This is a genomic window from Mucilaginibacter aquatilis (genome assembly GCF_009755275.1).
Taxonomy (GTDB): Bacteria; Bacteroidota; Bacteroidia; order Sphingobacteriales; family Sphingobacteriaceae; genus Mucilaginibacter; species Mucilaginibacter aquatilis.
The window spans coordinates 149,488-172,391 of sequence record NZ_WQLA01000005.1 but is presented as its reverse complement, the minus strand read 5'-3'; the positions used below and the strand labels follow the sequence as shown (position 1 = coordinate 172,391).

At 42.0% G+C, this 22,904-nt stretch carries 16 protein-coding genes; 6 read left to right on the top strand and 10 right to left on the bottom strand.

Features of this window, described 5'->3' with window-relative positions; genetic code table 11:
• Window positions 1–5 precede the first annotated feature (5 nt).
• A complete protein-coding gene (locus GO816_RS13435) occupies window positions 6–1,355 on the bottom strand; it encodes a sugar porter family MFS transporter (RefSeq protein WP_157542452.1) in 1,350 nt (449 codons plus the stop codon).
• A gap of 132 nt (window positions 1,356–1,487) precedes the next feature.
• Here GO816_RS13435 and GO816_RS13430 point away from each other — a divergent pair, with 132 nt between their 5' ends.
• Both GO816_RS13430 and GO816_RS13425 read left to right on the top strand, forming a co-directional pair.
• The gene (locus GO816_RS13430) at window positions 1,488–2,378 is read left to right on the top strand and encodes an AraC family transcriptional regulator (protein ID WP_198171519.1); all 891 of its coding nucleotides are present in this window, start codon (window positions 1,488–1,490) and stop codon (window positions 2,376–2,378) included.
• 119 nt (window positions 2,379–2,497) lie between these two features.
• On the top strand, window positions 2,498–3,781 hold the full coding sequence (locus tag GO816_RS13425; protein ID WP_317163636.1) for an MFS transporter: 1,284 nt from the start codon (window positions 2,498–2,500) through the stop codon (window positions 3,779–3,781).
• A 28-nt stretch (window positions 3,782–3,809) separates the two neighbouring features.
• On the opposite strand, the gene GO816_RS13420 is transcribed toward GO816_RS13425, so the two are convergent.
• Complete coding sequence (locus GO816_RS13420) at window positions 3,810–5,213, bottom strand: MBL fold metallo-hydrolase (RefSeq protein ID WP_157542450.1); 1,404 nt, start codon at window positions 5,211–5,213, stop codon at window positions 3,810–3,812.
• 152 nt (window positions 5,214–5,365) lie between these two features.
• Here GO816_RS13420 and GO816_RS13415 point away from each other — a divergent pair, with 152 nt between their 5' ends.
• Window positions 5,366–5,737, top strand: a complete 372-nt coding sequence (locus tag GO816_RS13415; protein WP_157542449.1) for a BlaI/MecI/CopY family transcriptional regulator — start codon at window positions 5,366–5,368, stop codon at window positions 5,735–5,737.
• Between the two features lie 15 nt (window positions 5,738–5,752).
• The gene (locus tag GO816_RS13410; RefSeq protein ID WP_157542448.1) at window positions 5,753–7,447 is read left to right on the top strand and encodes a M56 family metallopeptidase; all 1,695 of its coding nucleotides are present in this window, start codon (window positions 5,753–5,755) and stop codon (window positions 7,445–7,447) included.
• A 12-nt stretch (window positions 7,448–7,459) separates the two neighbouring features.
• On the opposite strand, the gene GO816_RS13405 is transcribed toward GO816_RS13410, so the two are convergent.
• Entirely contained in the window at window positions 7,460–8,494 is a 1,035-nt protein-coding gene (locus GO816_RS13405) for a glycosyltransferase family 4 protein (RefSeq protein WP_157542447.1), read from the bottom strand.
• 775 nt (window positions 8,495–9,269) lie between these two features.
• Between GO816_RS13405 and GO816_RS13400 the strand changes: the two genes are divergently transcribed.
• Both GO816_RS13400 and GO816_RS13395 read left to right on the top strand, forming a co-directional pair.
• Window positions 9,270–11,423, top strand: a complete 2,154-nt coding sequence (locus GO816_RS13400; protein ID WP_157542446.1) for an LruC domain-containing protein — start codon at window positions 9,270–9,272, stop codon at window positions 11,421–11,423.
• Between the two features lie 100 nt (window positions 11,424–11,523).
• Window positions 11,524–13,650 carry an LruC domain-containing protein gene (locus GO816_RS13395; protein ID WP_157542445.1) on the top strand — a complete coding sequence of 709 codons (2,127 nt, stop codon included), beginning with the start codon at window positions 11,524–11,526 and terminating at the stop codon, window positions 13,648–13,650.
• A gap of 72 nt (window positions 13,651–13,722) precedes the next feature.
• Here the strand turns inward: GO816_RS13395 and GO816_RS13390 are convergent, their stop codons facing one another.
• The 7 genes from GO816_RS13390 to GO816_RS13360 form a co-directional block, all read right to left on the bottom strand.
• The gene (locus tag GO816_RS13390; protein ID WP_157542444.1) at window positions 13,723–14,676 is read right to left on the bottom strand and encodes a tryptophan 2,3-dioxygenase family protein; all 954 of its coding nucleotides are present in this window, start codon (window positions 14,674–14,676) and stop codon (window positions 13,723–13,725) included.
• 60 nt (window positions 14,677–14,736) lie between these two features.
• The gene (locus tag GO816_RS13385; protein WP_157542443.1) at window positions 14,737–17,193 is read right to left on the bottom strand and encodes a S9 family peptidase; all 2,457 of its coding nucleotides are present in this window, start codon (window positions 17,191–17,193) and stop codon (window positions 14,737–14,739) included.
• A gap of 172 nt (window positions 17,194–17,365) precedes the next feature.
• Window positions 17,366–18,025, bottom strand: coding sequence for a hypothetical protein (locus GO816_RS13380; protein ID WP_157542442.1), 660 nt, complete (start codon window positions 18,023–18,025; stop codon window positions 17,366–17,368).
• Window positions 18,022–18,855 carry an ABC transporter permease gene (locus GO816_RS13375; RefSeq protein ID WP_157542441.1) on the bottom strand — a complete coding sequence of 278 codons (834 nt, stop codon included), beginning with the start codon at window positions 18,853–18,855 and terminating at the stop codon, window positions 18,022–18,024. Before GO816_RS13375 ends, GO816_RS13380 begins: the two co-directional genes overlap by 4 nt.
• On the bottom strand, window positions 18,852–19,706 hold the full coding sequence (locus tag GO816_RS13370; RefSeq protein WP_157542440.1) for an ABC transporter ATP-binding protein: 855 nt from the start codon (window positions 19,704–19,706) through the stop codon (window positions 18,852–18,854). Before GO816_RS13370 ends, GO816_RS13375 begins: the two co-directional genes overlap by 4 nt.
• Entirely contained in the window at window positions 19,707–20,249 is a 543-nt protein-coding gene (locus GO816_RS13365) for a hypothetical protein (RefSeq protein ID WP_157542439.1), read from the bottom strand. It lies immediately after the preceding gene.
• 146 nt (window positions 20,250–20,395) lie between these two features.
• Window positions 20,396–22,855, bottom strand: coding sequence for a PIG-L family deacetylase (locus tag GO816_RS13360; protein ID WP_157542438.1), 2,460 nt, complete (start codon window positions 22,853–22,855; stop codon window positions 20,396–20,398).
• Window positions 22,856–22,904: the final 49 nt, after the last annotated feature.

The window sequence follows — 22,904 nt, the reverse complement described above, 5'->3', positions numbered from 1 at the left end:
AAAATTTAGTGTGCTGAAAAACTTTGTTCTAATTGCTCGAGTGTTTGTCCTTTGGTTTCCTTTACCTTTTTCAGAACAAACAAGAATCCGAGGAAGCAGATGACTGAGTATAGGTAGAAAGGGCCGTATGTTCCCAGCTTTTGAGCTAAAACCGGGAATGTAAAAACCAGGATAAAATAAGCGCCCCACAGCGATACAATAGCCACAGATGACGCTACTCCGCGGATTTTGTTCGGGAATATCTCTGAAATGAGTACCCACGTTACCGGAGCCAGTGACGTTGCGTACATGCTTATTGCCAGCAGCACCAGCAAGGATATTAAACCTGCTGCTGCTTTGTTTTGCAGAAAGTAAGCCAGTAAAATATAAGTTACCGAAAGGCCTATTGAACCAATAAGCATTAGTGGGCGGCGGCCAAGCTTATCAACCTGCCACATGGCAATTAGTGTGAAAAAAAGGTTTACTATGCCTATAGCTACGGTTTCGAGCAGTTGCCTGTTTAAGTTTGCACCAACCGATTCAAATATGGTTGATGTATAATTGAATACTACATTAATGCCGCAAAGCTGCTGGAAAACTGCAAGGGTAATGCCTACCATTACAGCGGGGCGCACAGCTTTATTGAAAACAGCAGAATAGCTTTGTTTTTGAATATCACCCCCGAGCGATTTTTCAATATCATTTATGGTGCTGTTTACGAAATCAACCGAACCAATTTTTTGAAGTACTTGCCGGGCTTTATCATCATGCCCTGCCTTAAGGAGCCAGCGCGGACTTTCAGGCAGCCATAGTACGCCTAATAAAAATAACCCTGATGGTATAACGCCCAAGCCAAACATCCAGCGCCAGGCCTCGGGGCCGTTATCGGCCAGGGCGTAGTTAACCAGGTTTGTAATGAGTATGCCAATTACTATGGTTAGTTGGTTAATGGCTACGTTGCGGCCGCGTATTAATGCAGGCGATACCTCGGCAATGTACATAGGGCTTAGCATTGACGCCATGCCTACGCCAATACCGGCGGCAAAACGCATGGCAACAAAAAAGAACAGATTGCCTGCAACGGCCATCCCAAAAGATGAAAAGGCAAATACTGCGGCAGACAGCATCAGTCCTGGTTTGCGGCCATACCTATCGGCAAGATTGCCGGCTATGAGGCAACCTGCAATGCATCCTAATGCCAGTGAGCCGGTTAAAAAGCCTTCCCACCACGCATCGAGACCGAAAGCGGTACGCAAAAAAGGTAAAGCGCCTGATATTACAGCAAAATCGAACCCAAACAAATATCCCCCTAAGGCCGAAATGAAGGAAATGCCAATGATATAGCTATTGTTGAAACCTGCCTGTATTTGAGCCATGAAGTATTATTGGTTAATAAAATTGGTTGCATAAAGTTACACATAGGACATTGGCTCGAAATGGATAAAAATTTTTAAAAAATGGATTATCTTACGATTTTATATCAGTTTAATACATATTGGATTGCAATAATGGATAATTTGACGATGGTAACAAATAAGGTTTCTGAGGGCTTCATTGGGCAGCGAAGTGTGTTGGTTCCAACAAACAACCAAAGCAAGCTTGCATTAAATCCATTATCGTCCATGCTGTATGTTACGGCTGCAGGTTATTATCCGTTAGCTTTAAACCATGATAGGGAGCGTACGTATGGCAGCGAAGATTATATTTTAATTTATTGTGTAGATGGCAGCGGATGGATTGAAATTGACGGCGTGCGCAATATTGCAGAGGCAAATACCTTTTATATTATTCCTCCGGGGCAGCGGCACCATTACGGCAGTTCGGGTAAAAACCCGTGGAGTATATACTGGCTGCATTTTACTGGCAGCAATGCTGCTGTAATATACAATAGCTATGAAAGCTTCGCTTTAAAAAACAACTATGTGGTTTATAATCAAAATCGCATTGATGAATTCAGCTACTTAATGGATCTATTGGAAAGTGACCTTAACCCTTATTTTTTAGAAGTTGCCTACGTAAAACTAATAGGACTTTTAGGAACATTTATATTTGCCGGTGATGCCGGTTATACCCCTGAGCCAGATAGCATTGATGCTTCTGTTGCGTTTATGAAGCTGCATATTAAAAGCAACTTTTTAATAAGCGACTTTGCCAGGCAAGCCAATTATTCGGTATCACGCTATTCAGAACTTTTTCGACAGCGTACGGGTTACGCGCCAATGCAATATTTTAACCATTTAAAAATTCATATGGCTTGTCAGTACCTCTCATTTACCTCCATGAGCGTAAAGCAAATTTGTAATGAACTTGGGTATGATGATCAGTATTATTTTTCGCGCCTGTTTAAAAAAATAACAACTCATCCACCGTTAAAGTACAGGAAAGCAAATAAAATTTGATGCAAGTAGTATGGGGAACAACCGTCATGGTATGAAGAATCATACTTTTATATTTTAAATTTTACAAATCTGCTTGCTTCAAATGCCTTAACTTTGCCAGGCATTAACACTTATAGGTTGTGGAAGAACGACAGGAGACCCCCGAGAAGAAAGATTCATTTGCTGCTTTACGATACAAGGACTTTCGCGCATACATAGGTATGCGTTTCTTTTTTACGTTTGCCTACCAAATGCAAGCGGTGGTACTTGGGTTTTATATTTACCAGCTTACCCACAGCAAGCTAGCCATAGGTGCTATTGGTTTATGTGAGGCCATACCTGCTATCACCATAGCTTTATACGGCGGATACATTGCCGATAAGTATGAAAAACGTAAGCTGCTGCTTACCATATTTTCTGTTGTGCTGTTTTCTTCTTTCTCCATATTTTTAGCAACGCACGATGCTATGAGGCCATATATACCGGCCAACCGCATTGCCACCATTATTTATGCAATGGTGTTTTTAAACGGTGTTGCCCGTGCATTTTATGGTCCGGCTACCTTTTCTGTTTATGCGCAAAGCATTCCTAAAGAACTTTATCCAAACGGTAGCACCTGGAGTAGTTCGGCGTGGCAAATTGCAACCATATTAGGGCCCGCTACAGGAGGTTTGATTTTTGGACATTGGGGTATAACGCCAACATTTGTATTGATTGTAACGCTTTTGGTTATTTCATTTGTGCTTACGTATTTGCTCAGGCAGTATCCGGCTATATTTGTTCCTAAGGAAAGTATATTCAAAAGCTTATCTGAAGGAATTAATTTTGTGTTTAAAAATAAAATGATGCTTGGAGCCATGAGCCTTGATTTGTTCTCGGTATTTTTTGGCGGAGCTATAGCCTTATTACCTGTGTTTGCTCATGATATTTTAAAGGTAGGCTCAGAAGGTTTGGGTTTTATGCGTGCTACAACAGCATCAGGTGCGGTACTTACCATGTTGGCCATGACGCGGTTTTCGCCCATGAACAGGCCATGGCGCAATCTGCTTATTGCGGTTGCTGGTTTTGGGTTGTCAATACTATGTTTTGGCTTGTCTAAAAACTTTTATATATCGCTCATCTTTTTGTTTACCGAGGGTGCTTTTGATAGTATAAGCGTAATTATACGCAGTACACTTATGCAACTGCTTACGCCCGATAATATGAGGGGACGGGTTTCGGCGGTAAATTCTATGTTTATCGGGTCATCTAACGAAATAGGCGAATTTGAGTCGGGGCTTACCGGTGAGCTAATGGGTACGGTGCCATCAGTGGTATTTGGTGCATGTATGACGCTATCAATTGTAACTATAACATTCTTTAAAACGCGTAACCTTATACCCGTTAAACTTAAAGACATTAACAGCGCTAACGAAAAAGGCTAAGCATATTTGCTTAGCCTTTTTAGGGTTATTAGTCAAGATCGGCACGTTCGTGTTGGTACGGAATCTCGATGTTTTTGTAACCTTTTTGCACAAGGGTTTCCGCAAACTTTTGCTGGGTATCATATTCGCCGTGCACTAAAAATATCTTTTTAATTTTGTCTGCATCCTGGCAGTTTAAAAAGTGCAGCAAGTCTTCATAGTCGCCGTGTGCACTCATGCTTTTAATTACGCAAACTTCGGCTTTCACCTCATACTTGTCTCCAAATATGTATACATCCTTATCACCACGAATAAGGTGACCGCCCAACGAGCTGGGTTCGGCATAGCCAACCATTAGTATGGTGTTTTTTGAGTTGTTGATATTGTTACGAATATGATGCCTGACCCGGCCGGCCTCGGCCATACCCGATGAGGATATGATAACACATGGCCGCGTATCGGTATTTAAAGCCATCGACTCTTCTGTCGATTCAACAAAGCGCAGATTTTTAAACCCAAACGGGTCTGCATCAACCTTCATTACTTCCTTAACTTGCTTATTATATTCTTCGGGGTGGTCTTTAATAACCTGTGTAGCTTGCAAACTCAACGGACTATCAACATAATACTGGGTGTCCGGCAACTCCCCTCGTAACTCAAGCGCATTTAAGGCGTAAAGTAGTTCCTGGGTACGGCCTACACTAAAGGCCGGTATAATAACTTTTCCTTTTCGTACTATGCAGGTTTCATGAATTATATCGCGCAACGAATCTTCAATAGGGCCAAGGTCTTTGTGAAGCGAATCGCCATAAGTTGATTCAAGCATAACGTAATCGGCCTGCGGGAATTTTTGCGGGTTGCGCAGTAGTAAGTCTCCATAACGGCCAACATCTCCGCTAAAAGTGATATTGGTGGTTTTACCCTCTTCGGTAATTGCCAGGTGTATAGCAGCGCTTCCTATTACGTGGCCGGCATCGGTAAGAATGAATTTTATATCTGGCGTTATTTCTACTTCTTCATTGTATTCTACAACCTTGAATAAGCTCAAAGCCTCCCTGGCCTGGTCTTCGTTGTAAAGCGCGGTCAATTCAGCCTCGTTATTTTTTTTGCGTTTGCGGTTTATATAATCCGTGTCCTGTTGCTGTATTTTGGCCGAGTCGAGCAGTAGAATACGGGCTAGCTCCATAGTAGGGGCGGTACAGTATATGGGGCCATCATAGCCTTCGGCAACTAATTTGGGAACTAAGCCGCAATGATCAATATGAGCGTGCGACAGTATCATATAGTTTACCTTGCGCGGGTTAAAACCCAGGTGTTCGTTCATGTCCTCAGTTTTTTCGCCAAGGCCCTGAAACATACCGCAGTCAAGCAGTATGCTGGTACCGTTATTAAGCTGAACAATATGTTTGCTGCCGGTAACATTGCGGGCAGCACCATGAAATGTTATATGCATTTGTAAGTAATTGGTACGAATTGAACTTACATGTTGTACTAAATGTTCTGCAGGTACCAAAAAAAGTTTGACCGACTAAGTAATTAGTTGTAGATTTAAATATTGTTTACAAGCGGTTTGCATTGCTGCCGTTTACTTAAGTGTTTAAAAATATGGAAATTAAGGAGCTAACCCGTGCAGAGGAACAACTTATGCACGTGCTTTGGCAAATAAAAAAAGGCTATGTTAAGGAGGTAATTGAGCATTTACCCGAACCTAAACCGGCCTATAATACGGTATCAACCATTATTAGAATTTTAGAAACCAAAGGGTTTGTTGGCCATACGGCTTATGGCAAAAGCCATGAATATCATCCGCTTATAAGTAAAGATGAGTACCAGAACTTTGCCTCTGATAAATTGCTTACCGGCTATTTTGATAATTCGGTAAAGCGCATGTTCTCGTTTTTTGTGCAAAAGGAAAAGATTGATGTGAAGGAGGCCGACGAGATAATGAAACTGATAGAAAAACTTAAAGATAAATAATAAAACTGTTTGCTTATGACCTGGTGGCACTACCTGTTGCTCAGCAACCTGTATCTCATCCTGTTCTTCGGTTTTTACGCTTTACTGCTTCAGCGCGAAACGTTTTTCCAGCTTAACCGCGTTTACCTTGTAGGGTCGGCATTGTTATCGTTTTTTATACCGGTAATACATCTTGATGTAGTTCAAAGCTGGTTTATTACCCAAAAGGTACATCAAACCATATACAACGGTAGTGCAGATGCTGTATACGTTTTTAACGCCCAGCCTGACCGCCTTACCTTGGGCGAAGTTGCCGGGATGATATATATAGCCGGCATAATTATACTAACGTTTAAGTTGGTTTGGCAGCTAAGTGCGCTAAGTCAAATTATCAAAAGTGATCAAATAGCTGCACCGTGGTCGTTTTTCGGAAAAATCAAGGTTGATGAAAGTATACAGGGTCAGGATGCCATTATAGCTCATGAAAATGTACATGCAAAGCAATGGCACTCGGCCGATGTACTGCTTATTGAAATACTAATGATCATTAACTGGTTTAATCCGGTAATGTATTTGTACCGCAGGTTCATAAAGCAAACGCACGAATTTATTGCCGACCGTGATGCCATTAAAGCCGGAACGGGCAAGGCCGAGTATGCGATGTTGTTGCTTAACCAAACCTTCAATAATCCTGCGCACCATCTTTTAAATCCTTTTTTTAGCAACAGCGTGCTCAAAGAGCGGATAAAAATGCTGCAAAAGAATAAGTCGGGTTATACAGCTTTAATTAAATATGGCTTTTCGGCGCCGTTGTTTGCATTAATGCTTGCCTTGTCATCTGCCACTATAAACAACAGTAAGGTGGTTAAAAAAATACAAAGCGAAGCTTTGGAGGTTTTTGATGCCCCAGCAAATATTATAAGCGGGACACCCGTACAAATTGAGGAACTTACGGTTAAAAAACCCCAACAAGAGGAGCTTACCGCAAATACACCGGCATTTAAAATGAACGATAATATGCTGGTAAAAGATGAACCAGTATCGCATGAACTCGCTTCATCAACTACTGATAGTGCTAAAACCAGTGAAAATAGTGAAGTGTTTACATCGGTTGAAAAGCTGCCAAACTTTGTAGGCGGAGTCTCCGGCTTCATTACTTTTTTAAGGCAAAACCTGCGTAACCCCAATAACCAGCAGGGGCGGGTAAACGTAACATTTATTGTTAAAAAAGATGGAAATTTAGCAAACGTACAAGCATTGCGCGTAACCGACCCGGCACTTGCTGCAGAGGCTATACGTGTGGTAAGTGCTTCTCCGCGCTGGATTCCGGGAGAGCAAAATGGGCATAAGGTTAACGTGCAGTACACCGTGCCTGTAATGTTTGTAAACAGTAACGAAAGTGGGGCTGATACAACAAAGCGTGTACAGAGTATAACGTTTCACAAGTTCTCGAATGTTAGGACTGCTAGCGCTACTTTCGATTCTACGAAAACAATGGCTAGCGCGGCTACTGAAAGAGCAATGGTTTATGCGTTTAACGGTACGGCTGGTGGCAAGTCACCCCATTTTATTATAGACGGAAAAGATGTAACCGTTGATAAGGTAAAGGCACTTGACGCAAAAAACATCGAGAAAATCCAGGTTTTTAAAACTGAAGAATCTGCCAAGCAATTTGGTGTAAAATATGACCAAAATGGCGTTGTAGCAATTACTACCGTAAAAAGGCAGTAAGTATAATTGTTACTAAAAGTGTTCAATCACTTTCTTAGTCACAGCCATCCTGTTACGCTGGCTATACCATAGTCTTAGCTTATCACGAACGGCCTGCTTGTTTGTTATAGGTAAAGGTGAATTATAGTCAAAGTAATCTACATTGCGCGTTAACCCATCCAAAAGCGGCTGATTGAGCTCATTGAAATTAATAGGTATAACTTCAAATGCCGCATAAGCCGATTGTATGCCAGATTTTCCTAAAAAACGTATAGGGTACTCAATGGCTCCGTAAGTTGCCTTGTTTAAATAAACGGCAATGTCTTCAGCCGGCAATTTGCCCAATTTTTTGAATAGTACGCCAGGTACGTTGCAATTCATATCGCCTGCGCCAATATCATAAATGGTTTTCACACCAAGCTTTTCTATTACACTTGCAAAATGTGTGCTTGTGTATATATTACTGCGTGATGTTGCCGAACCGAATATAACCATGCAGCTTTCATCTTTAGCGATATTATGATCATAGTAAGCTTCGGGGATATTAGAATATAAGCCAGTTATTATCACATTATTAGGCTTGCCCCCAAGAGCATTTGATAAACGGGTTTTATAATAAACACAATTGGTAAATGTTTGATCGGCAAGGTTGTATAACTGGCGTACTATTATCTTTTGCAATGGAAATATGAAGAAGGCCGACGAAAGAACATTTGTTGTTACGGCGTACAATTCGTGGAAGTATACCAATATTTTGCAACCAAGCGTTTTTTTAAGTTGCTTAACCACTTTTGGCATGTAAAACGGTAGTCCCTTTTTTTGATACGCGTAGATTACAAAATGTATTACCACCACATCAGGGTTTTGCTCAAACACCTTTGTGTACAAATTGCCGGCATTGAAGTCAATTACTTTAAATTCTAAATCACCTGGCGGTAAGTCATTTACAGCAAATACAATTTCGGCTTCAATAAGCTCCTTTGTCGTTTGAGCCATTAAGTAAGAAAAATCTCCAAGTCCGTTAATTGCAGGAGGTAGCGTAGGTGTGATGTGTACAATTTTTTTCATAAGCTGCTTAAGCGCCAAACTATCCTGTGGTTTGCAGGCACCGGCTTTAAAGCTTCGGTAGTGTAAAGCTGCACTATTCAGTGCAACTGCAGTGAGCTATAAAGTTATAAATTTTATGCTTGTCAGAAGCTTAACTATTTTGAAAGATACTGATACTCTTTTTGTGTGTTTAAGTTAAAGTAAATTTTCTTTACAATTTAAAGTTTAAACATATATTTTTTAGTGGGTATAATAAACTATACCTAATATTATAAAGCATTTTGTGTTAGAATATAGGTGTCATTTTGGAGTAATAAATACATGAAATCTTTAATTATTTCTCTGTAAGAAAGAATTTAGATAAATTATTCGTAGCTCGAAATTGAACAAATATCGTATAATTTTATTTCAAGTGAAGATTCTTTTACTGTAAAATACTGTTAATTAGGTGTTGTAACATTTAAGAGTAATACTTGAAGGAATACTTCTAAATTGTTTTAATCTTAAAAAAATTTTTCTCTATAGTTATTGTGAATATTTTATCATTTGCAGAAATATTTATAATAAATCTGAAACATATTTAAAACTGTCGGCGTATAACACCTCAAGTTGATTACCAACGCCGGCAATTAATAATTAACCCAGCTGTGTAAAGGCAGGGTGTTTAAACAAAATTTCCAGGAAGTTTTTCTTGGTGTTCTGTAACCCTGATGTATCGCCCCTAAGATGCAAATGGGATTGCTATGTCCTGCCCTAAACAGATACCTGATTGAATTAGACTATTGATTAAACTTTAATGAAAAGAAATTTTACCCCTATTCTATTAGCTGGGTTGGTTGCGTTTTCTGCTTGTAAAAAGGACACTTTGTTTGAAGAAACGAAGCCTGCCACAAAAGAAGAAGTGCCAATTGCTGTCACACCGGAGATTCCCTATGTTGAAGGTTTTAACTTTAAAACCACAAAAGATGTTAAATTCAATTTAGCATTACGCACTAATAATGATGCCCCACTGGCCGGTGTAATTGTTAGTTTGTACTTGCCAACTGATGAAAAGCGTGAAGCTATATTTAAAGGCGTTACTGATAAGGCTGGCAACTTACAAGGCTCAGTAACTGTTGCGGCATCTGTTGGTTCATTGATTATTGATCCGGCGTACATAGGTTTAATACGTGATGCGGAGGCTGTTATTTCGGCAAGTAATACCGTTACAGCCACTATTGGCGGTAAAGATGGTTACAGTGGTAATATTGTGGCCGAACAAATTTCATTCAGTCCTAAAGCGACTGATGTTAGAGCGTTGTCTTACAAAACATCGGGATATCAAACTAACGGCTTACTTGCAACCACCTTTGCCTACCCTGGCACTTATACAGCCACTACCGCAATTTCCAATACGGCTACTTATCCAAAGGCCCTTGGCAGGCCGGTTTACATGGAAGCAAGCGGAGATGTGCTTGACGCTTCTTTGCTTTCCTATATTAATGCTTCGCTGCCCGAAAATCAGCCTCTAACAGCAACTCATCCGGGTTATTTGAACAGTGCAGTTACATCAACACTTAACGTTACGGCCAAAACAGATGTGTATGTAACCTTTGTATCAGAAGGCGCTGCACAAAAAAATACTTTAGGTTATTATACCTATCCAACAGGAACAGCACCAAGCGTTGGCGCAAGTTTGCTACCAGTACTAGGTGGTATTGATAAAGTAACCTGGATTTTTCCCAATGCTTCGGCCAATGGCTCGGGTGGAGGGTTAAGGCCAGGCGATAAAGTAAAGCTAGGCAACTTTGCTGCAGGTACCACCATTGCCTTTATTATGGTAAAGGATGGCTGGAACGGTAGCGATGTGGCTGCCGGTAATACCAAGTTTTACTCAAACGATACTTACAACCCCGGTGCTAAAAAGCAATCCATATTGCTTTATGATGATGTGCACAAAAAGTTCATTTCGAGTTTTGAAGACATTGACCGTACCGGAACAACCTCTGATAACGACTTTAATGACTTGGTTATCTACAGTTCATCGTCGGTTGCAGGTGCAATATCTACAACAGGCGTTGCCACTATTGACCGCGGTGGCGACACCGATGGCGATGGTGTGCAGGATGCGCAGGATGAGTTTCCTAATGATGCTGCCCGCGCTTACACCAGCTATTACCCTTCAAAAAGTACCACCGGTACTTTAGCTTTTGAAGATCAATGGCCAAGCAAAGGCGATTATGACATGAACGATCTTGTGGTAAGCTATTGTTACACTTACGAAGTAAGCGCAACAAACAAGGTAGTTACGCTTAAAGGTGATTACAATGTATTGGCATCGGGCGGTACGTTTCAAAATGGCTTTGGCATACAACTGCCTGTTAACGCAACAGGTGTAAGCTCGGTAACGGGGCAAAAAATTACCGGCTCGTACTTAAACATGGCAGCTAACGGTGTTGAAGCCGGACAAGCCAAAGCGGTTATTATTCCGTTTGATAATAACCACTCGCTGGTACCTGCCGGTAAAAGTGCAAACTTTATGAATACCGTTCCGGGTACTGCCAAAGTGGTATGTAACCCGGTAAATGTTGTAGTGAATTTTAGTGCACCGGTTGATCTTACCTCTTTAAATGTATCATCACTGAATCACTTCATCATATGCGACCAAAAAAGAGGTGCTGAAGTTCACCTGCCTGGCTATAAACCAACAGACAAAGCAAACACAGCCTTATTTGATACAGGCGATGATGCAACTGTTCCGGTAAATGGCAAATACTATGTAACGCTGGAAAACAAGCCCTTTGCCATCATGGTAAACGGCGCCTTCAGCTACCCCGTTGAAAAAATAATGATAAGCAAAGCTTACTTAAACTTCAACACCTGGGCAACCTCAGGAGGTAATACTCACGCCGATTGGTATAGCAATGTATCAAGCGGTTACCGTTACGCGCAGGGAATTTTTACCAAATAATATAAAAACAAGTAGCCTGAATGATTTGCCGTATTGCCTGCCAAGACAATTATCGGCTTTAAACAACTAAGCATTTATTAACTAATATCAAATAAATACAATGAAATCAATTTTTACTTATGCGCTTTTAGCAGGTGTAGTAGCTCTATCAGCCTGTAAAAAAGACAACAACCAAACCGATGATGGGCCGGTAACTCCGGCTAACAAAATTGCGCCTGACGGCTTCAATTTTAGCACCACTAAAAATGTGAGCCTGAATGTTGCACTTAAAACCAACAATGATCAGCCTTTGGCCGGTATTGTGGTGAGTGTTAACAATACTGCAGGTGTAACCGTATTTAAAGGCGTTACCAACAGTGCAGGTGTACTGCAAGGCATTGTTACTGTGCCGTCATCAACCACTAAACTGGTTATTGACCCTGCTTATTTAGGTGTGATGCGTAATGCTCAGGTAGCCATATCATCAAGTAACGCAGTTAATGCTGTATTAGGTGGTAAAGATGGTTTTGGTGGAGATGTTATTGCTGATGCCATTAACTCAACTGCTACAGGAACAGCCTCATCTAAAAACAACACCGGTTTATTAGCAACCGATTACGTTTATCCGGGTTCATATTCTTCTTCTACAGCTTTTGTAAACACAACCACTTATCCCAGAAACTTAGGTCGTCCAGTTTACCTGGATGGCACACCTGATGTGATCAGTGCTTCAATGCTTTCATTCATCAATGCATCATTGCCAGAAGGTAGCAAAGTGCAAAACCTGCACCCTGAATACCTAGCCAGCACTGCCGTATCAACTATTAACGTAACTAAAGCAACCGATGTATTTGTAACGTTTGTTGCAGAAGGTGCCGGTTACCAAAGCGCATTAGCTTACTATACTTACCCAACTGGTAATCCGCCGGTATTTACTTCGGCAGGCACTTTATTGGGTGGTATTGATAAGGTTACTTACGTTTTCCCTAACGCTTCGGCTTATGGCTCAGGCGGTGGCTTAAAAGCTGGCGACAAAGTAAAGCTGGGTAATTTTGCCGCAGGTACCTCTATCGCATTCGTGTTAATGCAGGATGCCTGGAATGGTAGCTCAGTAAGCACTGGCGGTCAGAAATTTTCTACCGATGCATCTTACAACCCTGAAAGCAATGCCTCATTAAGAAAACACACTGTTACTTTATATGATGACATAAACAAGGTGTTTATTACCGGTTTCGAAGACTGTAACCGTCAATCGTCAAGCAGCAACGTAAATGGTTATGTTTCTGATGAAGACTTTAACGACCTTGTGTTTTATACAACTACCAGCGTAGCTAGTTCTATTTCAACTGATGGCGTACCAGCTGTTGACAAAGGCGGCGATAGCGATGGCGACGGTGTGCAAGACACTCAGGATGCATTCCCTAACGATGCAACACGCGCTTACATCAGCTACTATCCATCACAAAATGGTTATGCAAATATTGCCTTTGAAGACAACTGGCCTAAAAAAGGTGATTACGATTTGAACGACTTAGTAGTTAGCTACCGTTATACTTTCACCAGCAACGCCAGTAACCAAGTGGTTGATATGCAGGGTGATTACAGCGTAGCTGCATCAGGTGCATCATTTAAAAATGGTTTTGGTGTGCAATTGCCGGTTGCTGCTTCAGCAGTTACTTCGGTAACAGGTCAAAAAGCTATAAGCAATTACCTTACCATGGCAAGCAACGGTGTTGAAGCCGGCCAGTCTAAAGCGGTAATTATTCCGTTTGACAATCACGAGGCTTTAATTAAAAACCCTGACGGTGCATTTTTCATCAACGTGTTAGCGGCAAAAGACAAAGTAACCAGCAGCACAGCTACGGTAAAAGTAACCTTTGCTTCTCCCGTTCCTTCGTCAACCTTACAGGTGTCGGCCTTCAATCCGTTCCTGATTAGTGATATGCGTCGTGGTTACGAAATTCACTTACCAGGTTTTGCCCCAACCGACAAAGCTAACAAAGCGCTGTTTGGTACTGATGATGATACCTCAGTTCCTACAAGCAATAAGTATTATGTATCAGGTGAAAACTGGCCATGGGCTATAAGCTTCGGCGGTTCGTTCAGCCATCCGTTTGAGTTACAACCAATCAATGAGGCTTACCCTCGCTTTGGCGACTGGGCTTCTTCGGGCGGTGCAAACTATACCGATTGGTACAGCAACACAGCAAGCGGTTACCGCGATGCTTCTAAAATCTACAACAAGTAGTAGTTTCAGAGAAATATAAATTGTGTAATAACGAAAGGCGGCCCCGCGATGGGGCCGCCTTTCTTGTTAATACTATTCCTCGTTCAATACCTTATACACCCAGGCCTTACCCCAGTCTTCAATTTGCTCGGCCGACCATACCATTGGGTAAAATATCCTTTTTTGAAAACGGGGAGGCAGATACTTTTGCCAGTTGGTACCTCCGGTAGCGCTGATCTCCTCGGGTTCGCGGTGCAGGTAACGCACGGCCGATTTATAATGCGACAACGGCCAGTTAACATTCACGTTCACATCAAGCTGGCGTAGTTCGGCCTGTAGAGCAGGGGTGGCATTGCCCTGTTCGAGCATTTTGCGGTAAAGGGCATAAAAGTTGGTGTTGATCCGCTCCTCACCCAGCTCTATAAATCTTTTAGCATACTTTTTCTCAAACTGTTTAAGCGTAAGCGTTTGCTTTCCGGTTGAGAGTTCAGTTGCGCCAAACTTCCAGTATATGTGGTTAAATTGCTTTTCTATAGATGCGCCCAGCAACTCCTCACGTTTGTCTTTTGCCACAAGGTTTATAAAATCAGTGGCATAAATTTCAATCATCCGGTACTGCCCAGATTGAAAACCGCTGGCAGGTAACAATGACATCCGGAATTTAAGAAACTGCTCCTTTTCCATGCCATCTACCATAATCTCAAAAGAATTGGTTAGTGCCTCAAAATAACGGTTAATGCGTTTTAGACGGGTAGTAAAAAACTCAACAGTAAGATTTTTATGTTCTGCAATTTGCTCACACTCATTTAACGCCAGTTTAAAATACAATTCGGTTATCTGATGGTAAATGATAAATATTTCCTCATCCGGAAAAGGCGTTTTTGGCTTTTGCAGGCTGAGCAGCGTATCAAGGTTAATATAATCCCAATACGTTAAAAAATCGGCATATAGCAAGCCATCGAGGTAGGAGTTCATATCCTGTCCCATGGCCTCATACTTTTGTTGTAGCTGCGCTAGTCGCTCCTGAATTTCGGGGGGGAGTTGCATTAAACAAAGTTAAAACTAATGAGCAAAAAATAACCCCGCTTGGTAGGCGGGGTTATTTCGTTATTTTTTTAAGGTCTCTTCAAATAATTTATAGATACGTTTATATTCATCAGTCCAACTGCTGGGCTGTACAAACCCGTGGTCTTCTACCGGGTATGAGGCCAGTTCCCAGTTCTCTTTATGAAGTTCAATTAATTTTTGTGTTAAACGTATAATGTCCTGGTAGTTTACGTTAACGTCAACCATGCCATGTGCCATTAATAAACGGCCTTTTAAGCCATTGGCAAAGTAAATGGGCGAACTTGCACGGTAGGCTTTTTCGTCATTATATGGTTCGTTTAAAATGTTAGCGGTATAGCCATGGTTGTAATGTGCCCAATCGGTAACTGATCGCAAACCGGCCCCGGCAGCAAATACATCGGGTTGGGTAAACATGGCCATCAGCGTAATAAAACCACCGTACGATCCACCGTATAAGCCTACATTCTTAGGATTAACGCCATACTTTTCAACCAGGAACTTTACACCGTCAACCTGATCGTCAAGGTCTTTGCCACCCATGTGGCGGTAAATGCCTGTACGCCAATCGCGCCCGTAGCCGGCGCTGCCGGTGTAGTCTATATCAATAACCGTGTAGCCATTATCGGCAAGCAGGTTATGAAACATATATTCATGATAGTACTGGCTCCACCAGTAATGGATGTTTTGCAAGTAGCCGGCGCCATGCACAAATACCACGGCAGGCTTTGACTGATGCGGTGTTTTAGGTGCATACACGCGAGCGTATACATCTTTACCGTAACGATTTTTAAATGTGACCATTTCAGGGTCGCGCCATGGGTATGATTTAAATTCAGTACTGGTTGAGTGTGTAATTTGTATTGCTTTAGCACCTGGTTTATTAGGTTGTAAGTAAAGCTCCCAGGGTTTATTTGAATAGGAGTAACGGATAGCCAGCCACTTTTCATCGGGTGATAGTTCTACCTCATTGCCGCCCTTCATAGTAGTAAGCTTAACCGGACTGCCACCATTAACAGGTACCCGGTAGTAATGGCTTATACCAGGGTGCTCCACATTGCCTGTAAAATAAAACCACTTTTTATCATTAGATAAATGCAGGTCTGATACTTCCCACTTACCGCTTGTTAACTGTTTTTTTGCACCCGTAGCAACATCAACCACGTAAATGTGTGAGTAGCCGCTGGCCTCGCTCTGAAAATAAAATTGCGTATTGTTAAGCCATCCTGTGTTGCCGCTTACAAAACCGCCACCGCTTATTCCGGGGCCGCCAATCCAGGCTTCATCACGCTGACGATCAAGCGGAGAAAGTTTGCCTGTGGCTGGGTCAAGTTTCATTACCCAGCGGTCTTTATTGTCCTGCGCGGTAATAATAGCAACGGCATATTGGCCATTAGGGCTCCAGTTCGGGCCTTGTATAACTACATTGCGGTCTTCATTGCGTTTGGTGCGGTCTTCCAGTTGTTTAGGGTAATCCTTCACATAGTCAGGCAGGTCTTTTATTCCTGGAATTTCTTTGGTTGATATTGCATATACGGTGTCGCGCTGCGTATCAAACACATAAGATTGCGATGTTGACATAGGTGCACCTACCTTGGTACGGTTAGGAATATCTTCGGTATAGCCCGATGCTGTTACATAGCTGGGTACAATGGTCGATTTGGCACCATCGGCCGCCTTAATTAGTCGGTAAGTAATGTAACGGCCATCAGGGCTTTGTTGCACAAAACTTAGTGACTGCTCACCAATTGGTATGGTCTTTAATGCCTTTCCCTGTAAAGCTTTTCGTTCTGCTGCATTATACTTTTCATCTTTGGCTTTTTCGCGTATTACTTCAAAAAGTTCGGTTTGCTGGTTGCGAAGCCATGCTTCCTGTTGGTTACCGCCAGCTACTCCGCCCTGGCGTGCATTAAAACCTGAGGTTGCTCCACCTCCCTGGCGGCCACCGCCACCTCTTTGACCAAAGCCGGCTGCAGCTACCGGTGTTGCACCTGCCGTAGTGCGGGTAAAGTTGGTTAACTGGCGTAACTCACCATTATTCAGGTTAAGCGAAAAAAGATTATCACCCCGCATAAAAAGCACTTTGCTTTCATCAGCGCTAAAAGTTGGGTTGCTTTCCCTATCGGTAGTTACTGCAAGCGAAATAACTTTGCCCGTCTTCAAATCGCTTAAAAAAATGTCGCCGCCTTGTTCAAATAGTTTCCGGGTATGGTTTTTATTCCATGTGCCGCCGTTGGTAAGGGCTTTGCGTTCTGCCAGGTCGACCTTTTGAGGTTTTGTATTTCGGGTGTTAATGGCGTACAGGCTCGTATGATCAGCAGCCTCAGGATTCCAGTTAAAGTATATCTTCTTGCTGTCGTCGCTCCATCTAATGGCATCGGGCGAGGTGCCCATCCATTTGGAATCGCTCATTATTTTTTCGATGGTGAGTTTTTCGAGCTTTTGAGCATAAGCCCCCGTTGCAGCCGAGATGAGTAAGAGTGTAAAAATTTTTTTCATTCTTATGGATGATATTTAGCAGTTAATAGTTATGCTAAATATAAGTGCTGCAAGGGTAAAAGATAGTTTCTAATACTATTTTTACAAAGGCAGCTATCCAAAAGCCGGCTTAAGTTAAACCAATTAACACATCGAGTTGGAAGTGAGCTCGAAATTGTAAACGTAAGGCAAGTTAGCGGAGCGTAATTTTATAATCGCTCATCTTCATTTTTATTTTACCGGTTTTAGTATCCATGCCGCGCATTTTCTTGCGGTCAATTTTGGTATCCTTGCCCATAAAGTTAAACGGTATCTTGAGCTTTTCAATAGCGAAGGCAGCTTCTACATAGTCAGGCAATATATTTTTGGCTGCATTATATTGCATTAGCAGCGAGTACGATCCATCTTTGCGGGTGTTAATATCCGACTCCATAATGCGTGCTGCTTTCGTATCCATGTACAGGGTAACCAATACCAAATCAGACTTTGCATCAGTAGGAATAACGTTTAGTGTTTTTAGAGCTCTACCATTGCGTTTTTCGGTACCACGGTCAACCGTGATAAACGGATACTTGAAAATTTCTGATAAAGAGAAATCCAACCCCCGTTTGGGTAGCATCACAAAATCTTTAGATGTAAACTGCATGCGCTTTCCTTTGGTGTAACTTACCAGGGCTTTTTTTGTAGGCATTTGTATAAACGGAACATCTAAATTAAGGGTTACCGTAGCGGTAAACTTAACAACCGAATCCATACGTTGCTTAATGCGTAACAAATCGGCATCAACCTTTTGGGCATATACCAATGAGGTGGTTAGTAATGTAAAAGCTAATAAAAACAACCTCTTCATCATCCAATATCCTTTTTTTGAAAAGCAAAAATTCCTAGTGCGGCAAAGCCAAAGCAGTAAAACAGCAGCATAAAGTTATTTAAGCCAATTTGTTGCCAGTCAATTTTATAGTTAAACAGCTGCTGCCAGGTATCAATTAGCTTAGGGAAGAAGAAACTGTTAAGCCCGGCGGGTAAAAAATCAGCTTTTAGTAACAGGTTGGTAATTATTAAAAACAGTGCCGATGCAATCCAGGTTTTGGCAGCTTCTTTTATAAAAATAGCAATGGTAATGCTGGCCGTGCTGTAAAATATCATGGCAATACTGCCCGATGCAAATGCCCAGCATATGCGATTAAACGCTTCCTTTGCTTCAAAAAAGTTAAGTGTGCCAATGTACACTACTAAGTCACCGCTGCCAAAAACCGCATACGCAAGTGCAAAGCTGCTTAGCATCATAAACCCAATTACCATTAAGGTAAATATGGCAGCGGTAATATATTTTGCCAGTATAAACTTCCATTTGTTTACCGCTTGCAGCATTACGGTTTGCAGGGTGCCATCTTTGTGCTCATCAGTCAGTAAGCCGGAGGTTACAATCATAAGTATGAGCGGCACGTTAAACCACAATGAATTAAGTACGATATACAAAATCAGATTGCCGTTAAGCAATGAACCTTCAAAGTAAAAGTTTTGCCGCAGGGTGTTCAACAATAAATCTAATATGGTGCTCCCCTGGTAGTAGGCGGTAATAAATATAAGCAGTTCAATAACGGCAATAGCAACTAATGCATAGTAGGTTTTACTTTGCTTTACTATTTTCACAAACTCGGCGTATAACAACTCTTTCATCATAGCAGCGGAGTGTTAACCAGTTGTTCTAATGACAGCTCGGGTGTACATGAAGTTACCAATATGCCCTCGGCCAGCAGCTGGTTAAGCAAAGCCGGTATTTCATCGGCATTACATACAATGCTTGCACCGTTTACACCAATGGTGGGGCTGTATTTTTGCAGTACTATTGATGAAGTAATGTTTTGAGCCGTAATGTTAAAATTATGAATATGATGGCCAATAAGCTGTGCAGTGGTGCCTTTGTTTACCAGCCGTCCCTTATCCATTACATACAAGTAGTTGCAGCACCTGGTAAGTTCGCCCATTAGGTGTGATGAAAGCAGGATAGAAATATTTTCCTTTACGGCTAAATCAGTTATCAGGTTGATTAGTGCAGTAACACCAATAGGGTCTAAGCCTGAAAAAGGTTCATCAAGCACCAGGTATTCGGGGTTGTTAAGCAGCGCAATAGCTATGCCCAGGCGCTGCTTCATTCCTAATGAAAAGTTGCGAACCGGATCTTTACGATCAACAGGCAGGCCAACTTTAAGCAGGCTTTGATGTATAGCCTCTTTGTTTGCCGGTGCGCCTTGTATACCGGCAAAGAGTTTAATATTGTCGTAAGCGTTAAGATATGGGTATAAACCCGGACGTTCGATAATGCCGCCAACCGGCTTGTTGCGTTGTGATGCCATGACCATTTTACCCGAATCGGGTTTGATAAGGCCGCATAGTATACGAAAGAGCGTAGTTTTACCTGCCCCGTTGCGCCCCAGTAAACCGCATATTTGGCCCGGCAGCATTTGTATAGATACATCATCAAGAGCTTTGCCTGATGAATAAGATTTACTTAAATGAATAGCTTCGAGCATTTACGCAGGTAACCCGGCAGATAATTCCCGGTAATTAAATTTTGGCTCGTAATGCTTTTCCATAAAAGTACGCGACCAAAAATATTTTTTAAATAAAAAGAAAGGGTCTTTAATCATAAAGTGAGGTACGAAATGATACCACTTTATGCCTAACCGGCGGTAATATCTCAGTACTTCATCTTCCATACCCAGTTCACGGGCGGCTACTAAAAATGCAGTGCGCTGGCACTTTGAGCCTTTATACAAGCGGGCAATTTTAGGTGTAAAGCCATGCACAAAAAGGTAATCTTTTATACGCTTGTAGTTTTGAAAACGCGACCAGCCATCCATCACCACCATAAATACATGGCTGAAAGCGAATATTACGCTACCTAACCAAAATATACTAACGAAAATAGCTTCGTCGGCATATGCTGCTTTAAATCTGTTCCAGTAAAAAAGCGTCTCTAGAAAAAACAGGATGGTTGAATAATACAACAGCGCTCCAACATTCCAAAATGAGATAATGGTATTGGGTTGTTTGGGAAGCGTTAGTATATTCATTACGGTTGTAAAGATACTTTAACGGTTAATTAACACAAGTAATATAAATTAATTCAACAAAAGTTAGAGCCATAGAACTGATGAAAGCACGCTGTGGCATAATGTACACAACATGGTTTTACCTATGAAAGTTAGTATTGTTCGTCTTACTTTTTAGGCTGACTTAGCAGGTTAACAAATAAGCGATAGGCTCCAGGTACACCTGCAGGTAGTTGCCTGAAAAATGCCAGCGATGTATATACATAACGTCCCTTACCGTAATTTGCAGTTATTAATGATCCGCTTTTAGGCGCTTCGCCCGGGTCATTCATTTCAAACACTGTTTGATACTCCGGTGCAACAGCGCTTACAAAGTAAAGGCCACGCTCCTGTACCCAGCCATCAAAATCAGCTTGAGTTATTGTGTTAGGATAATTAAGCAAAGCGCTTTGAGGATTGGTAACGGTGATTTTAGCAAACTCATCAGTTACACGCTCATTAACCGGACGAAAAGGGTAGGGGCCCAGCTGTTGCGTTGCCAACCCTGCCGGGTTATTATACTGCACTACCAAATTGCCTCCGTTTTTTACATATTCCATTAGTTTAGGTTGCTCAAAAGCCAGGCGCTCATCAACGTTATAGGCACGAACGCCGGTTATTATAGCATCGTAAACTGAAAGGTCGCTATTCATAATTTCGTTTTCGGTAAGTATGTGAACATCATAACCAACCTGTGTAAGGCTCTGAGCAACAAAGTCGCCGGCCCCGTTAATGTAGCCAATTCTTTTACCCGCCGTTTTAAGATTGATATTTACCAATTTAGCTTGAGCTGGTGGAAACAAGCTTATGTTAGGAATGTGCTCATATTGTATGCGTTGTAAACCGTAGCCGTAGTTTTTGCCGTTTACGTTCACAACTGCTTCGGCGGTGCCGTTATATGCGTTTGTTTGCGGGGTAATAATGAAATTGGCGGTCCATTCATCGCCCTTCTTTTTATTATTAAAAAAGATTTTGGTTGGGCTTATTTGCCAGCCGGCTACAGGTTTAATACTGATGCTGCCATTGCCATTGATAAAGCTTTTTAGCTTTACCTGTAGCGTTTGCGGTTGTTTTGTGCTGTAAACGTATACTTTGTTGCTTATTGTTGCGGTAACGGGCGGAGCTATTTCAATGGGTTGGTATAGCTCGCCACGTACCGGATCTACATATTTATAAACCAACTTACGATTGTATAGAATTGATTTACCAGCAATTTCAAAAGTGTACGAAACGCTTAAAACATCAGGGTTTTCGGGATTACCGGCAACCTCGTTGTTGGGTAATGTATAAGTGCCAATGCCGTGTGGAGCATCAAGCCAGTAAGGCTGCGTAATTTTGTTAGCAATAGCCTTTTGATTATATATTTTTAGCTCATTGGCTTGTATAACCTGTGCATTGCTTGTAAACGTTTGAGAGTCATTCTGAATGCTTAGGCTTTGCAGTTTTATGGCGTTGCCATAACGGCTAAGCACTTGCGACCGGATAGCAATGCTGTCTCCAAGGGCATATGCTGCTTCGGCGGCGTAACTTTCAAACCATAGCCCGGCACACGATGCTATTAAATTGTCAAGTTCAGTTAGTTTAAGCGTGCGCCAGTAGTCATCATCCACTTTTTCAATCTTTGTTCTGAGCTTTATTAATTCAGGCACTGATTTTTCAGAGGCATCGGCATTAAAGTCCTTTGTAATAGCTGCTAAGTTTTTTTCAATGTCCTCGCCGCTTTTGATTCTTTTCCAGGTGGTGTTGGTTCCATCAAGCAACCCTTCTTTAGGAGCATCGCCCAAAAGGTTTTTAAAGTACTCGTATGATTGTCCGCGTTGACGGGCCGAGCCAAACCCCTGCGATTTATGGTTTGAACGACTTTCGGCAGCAATTTCGCCGTAGCCTTTGCCTAAAACCGGGTTGTACACGCCGACATCAATCTTAAACTGATCGGGCGCGGTAGTATTAGTGCTTCCAAAATTAAAGGTATTCCACATCAGGCGTTTGGCCTGCCACGGGTGTACATACTTAAGTTGTTCGGGAAAGCGCTTTGCATCGGCAGCTGCACTGAAAGCTTCCTGCGCTAATATGGCTGATGAGGTATGGTGCCCGTGTCCGCCCTCGCCAGTGGTTGGAAAGCGGCATATCATTACATCGGGCTTAAACTGGCGTATAACCCATACCATATCACCCAGTATTTTGTCGCGGTCCCAAATTTTTAATGTTTCATCCGGCCCTTTGCTAAAGCCAAAATCATTTGCGCGGCTAAAAAACTGCTCTGCGCCATCCACCCGGCGGGCAGCCAGTAACTCCTGCGTACGTATTAAACCTAATAGCTCAGCTTGCTCATTGCCAATCAGGTTTTGACCGCCGTCTCCACGTGTTAAGGCAAGGTAGCCGGTGCGGTAGCCTTTCTCTTGAGCCAGGTAAGCTAACAAGCGCGTGTTCTCATCGTCGGGGTGGGCTGCTATATAAAGCACACTCCCTAGTATGTTTAGCTTCTTAAACTGTTGTTTTATGGTACTTAAATCGGCGGGTGGCGCAGTTTGTGCAAATACAGCAGTTGTAGCAATTAGAGCAGTAAAAAGGCTTGTTAAAATTTTCATAAAAGGATGCAACTGTAATATACCGGTACTTAATGTACAAATATCACTT

Bases quoted from the DNA above. Each gene is read 5' to 3' on its own strand.
- GO816_RS13375 (WP_157542441.1), bottom strand. From the start codon at position 18,855: ATGATGAAAGAGTTGTTATACGCCGAGTTTGTGAAAATAGTAAAGCAA.
- GO816_RS13430 (WP_198171519.1), top strand. From the start codon at position 1,488: ATGGATAATTTGACGATGGTAACAAATAAGGTTTCTGAGGGCTTCATT.
- GO816_RS13420 (WP_157542450.1), bottom strand. From the start codon at position 5,213: ATGCATATAACATTTCATGGTGCTGCCCGCAATGTTACCGGCAGCAAA.
- GO816_RS13390 (WP_157542444.1), bottom strand. From the start codon at position 14,676: ATGCAACTCCCCCCCGAAATTCAGGAGCGACTAGCGCAGCTACAACAA.
- GO816_RS13395 (WP_157542445.1), top strand. From the start codon at position 11,524: ATGAAATCAATTTTTACTTATGCGCTTTTAGCAGGTGTAGTAGCTCTA.
- GO816_RS13410 (WP_157542448.1), top strand. From the start codon at position 5,753: ATGACCTGGTGGCACTACCTGTTGCTCAGCAACCTGTATCTCATCCTG.
- GO816_RS13360 (WP_157542438.1), bottom strand. From the start codon at position 22,855: ATGAAAATTTTAACAAGCCTTTTTACTGCTCTAATTGCTACAACTGCT.
- GO816_RS13400 (WP_157542446.1), top strand. From the start codon at position 9,270: ATGAAAAGAAATTTTACCCCTATTCTATTAGCTGGGTTGGTTGCGTTT.
- GO816_RS13405 (WP_157542447.1), bottom strand. From the start codon at position 8,494: ATGAAAAAAATTGTACACATCACACCTACGCTACCTCCTGCAATTAAC.
- GO816_RS13385 (WP_157542443.1), bottom strand. From the start codon at position 17,193: ATGAAAAAAATTTTTACACTCTTACTCATCTCGGCTGCAACGGGGGCT.
- GO816_RS13370 (WP_157542440.1), bottom strand. From the start codon at position 19,706: ATGCTCGAAGCTATTCATTTAAGTAAATCTTATTCATCAGGCAAAGCT.
- GO816_RS13435 (WP_157542452.1), bottom strand. From the start codon at position 1,355: ATGGCTCAAATACAGGCAGGTTTCAACAATAGCTATATCATTGGCATT.
- GO816_RS13365 (WP_157542439.1), bottom strand. From the start codon at position 20,249: ATGAATATACTAACGCTTCCCAAACAACCCAATACCATTATCTCATTT.
- GO816_RS13415 (WP_157542449.1), top strand. From the start codon at position 5,366: ATGGAAATTAAGGAGCTAACCCGTGCAGAGGAACAACTTATGCACGTG.
- GO816_RS13380 (WP_157542442.1), bottom strand. From the start codon at position 18,025: ATGATGAAGAGGTTGTTTTTATTAGCTTTTACATTACTAACCACCTCA.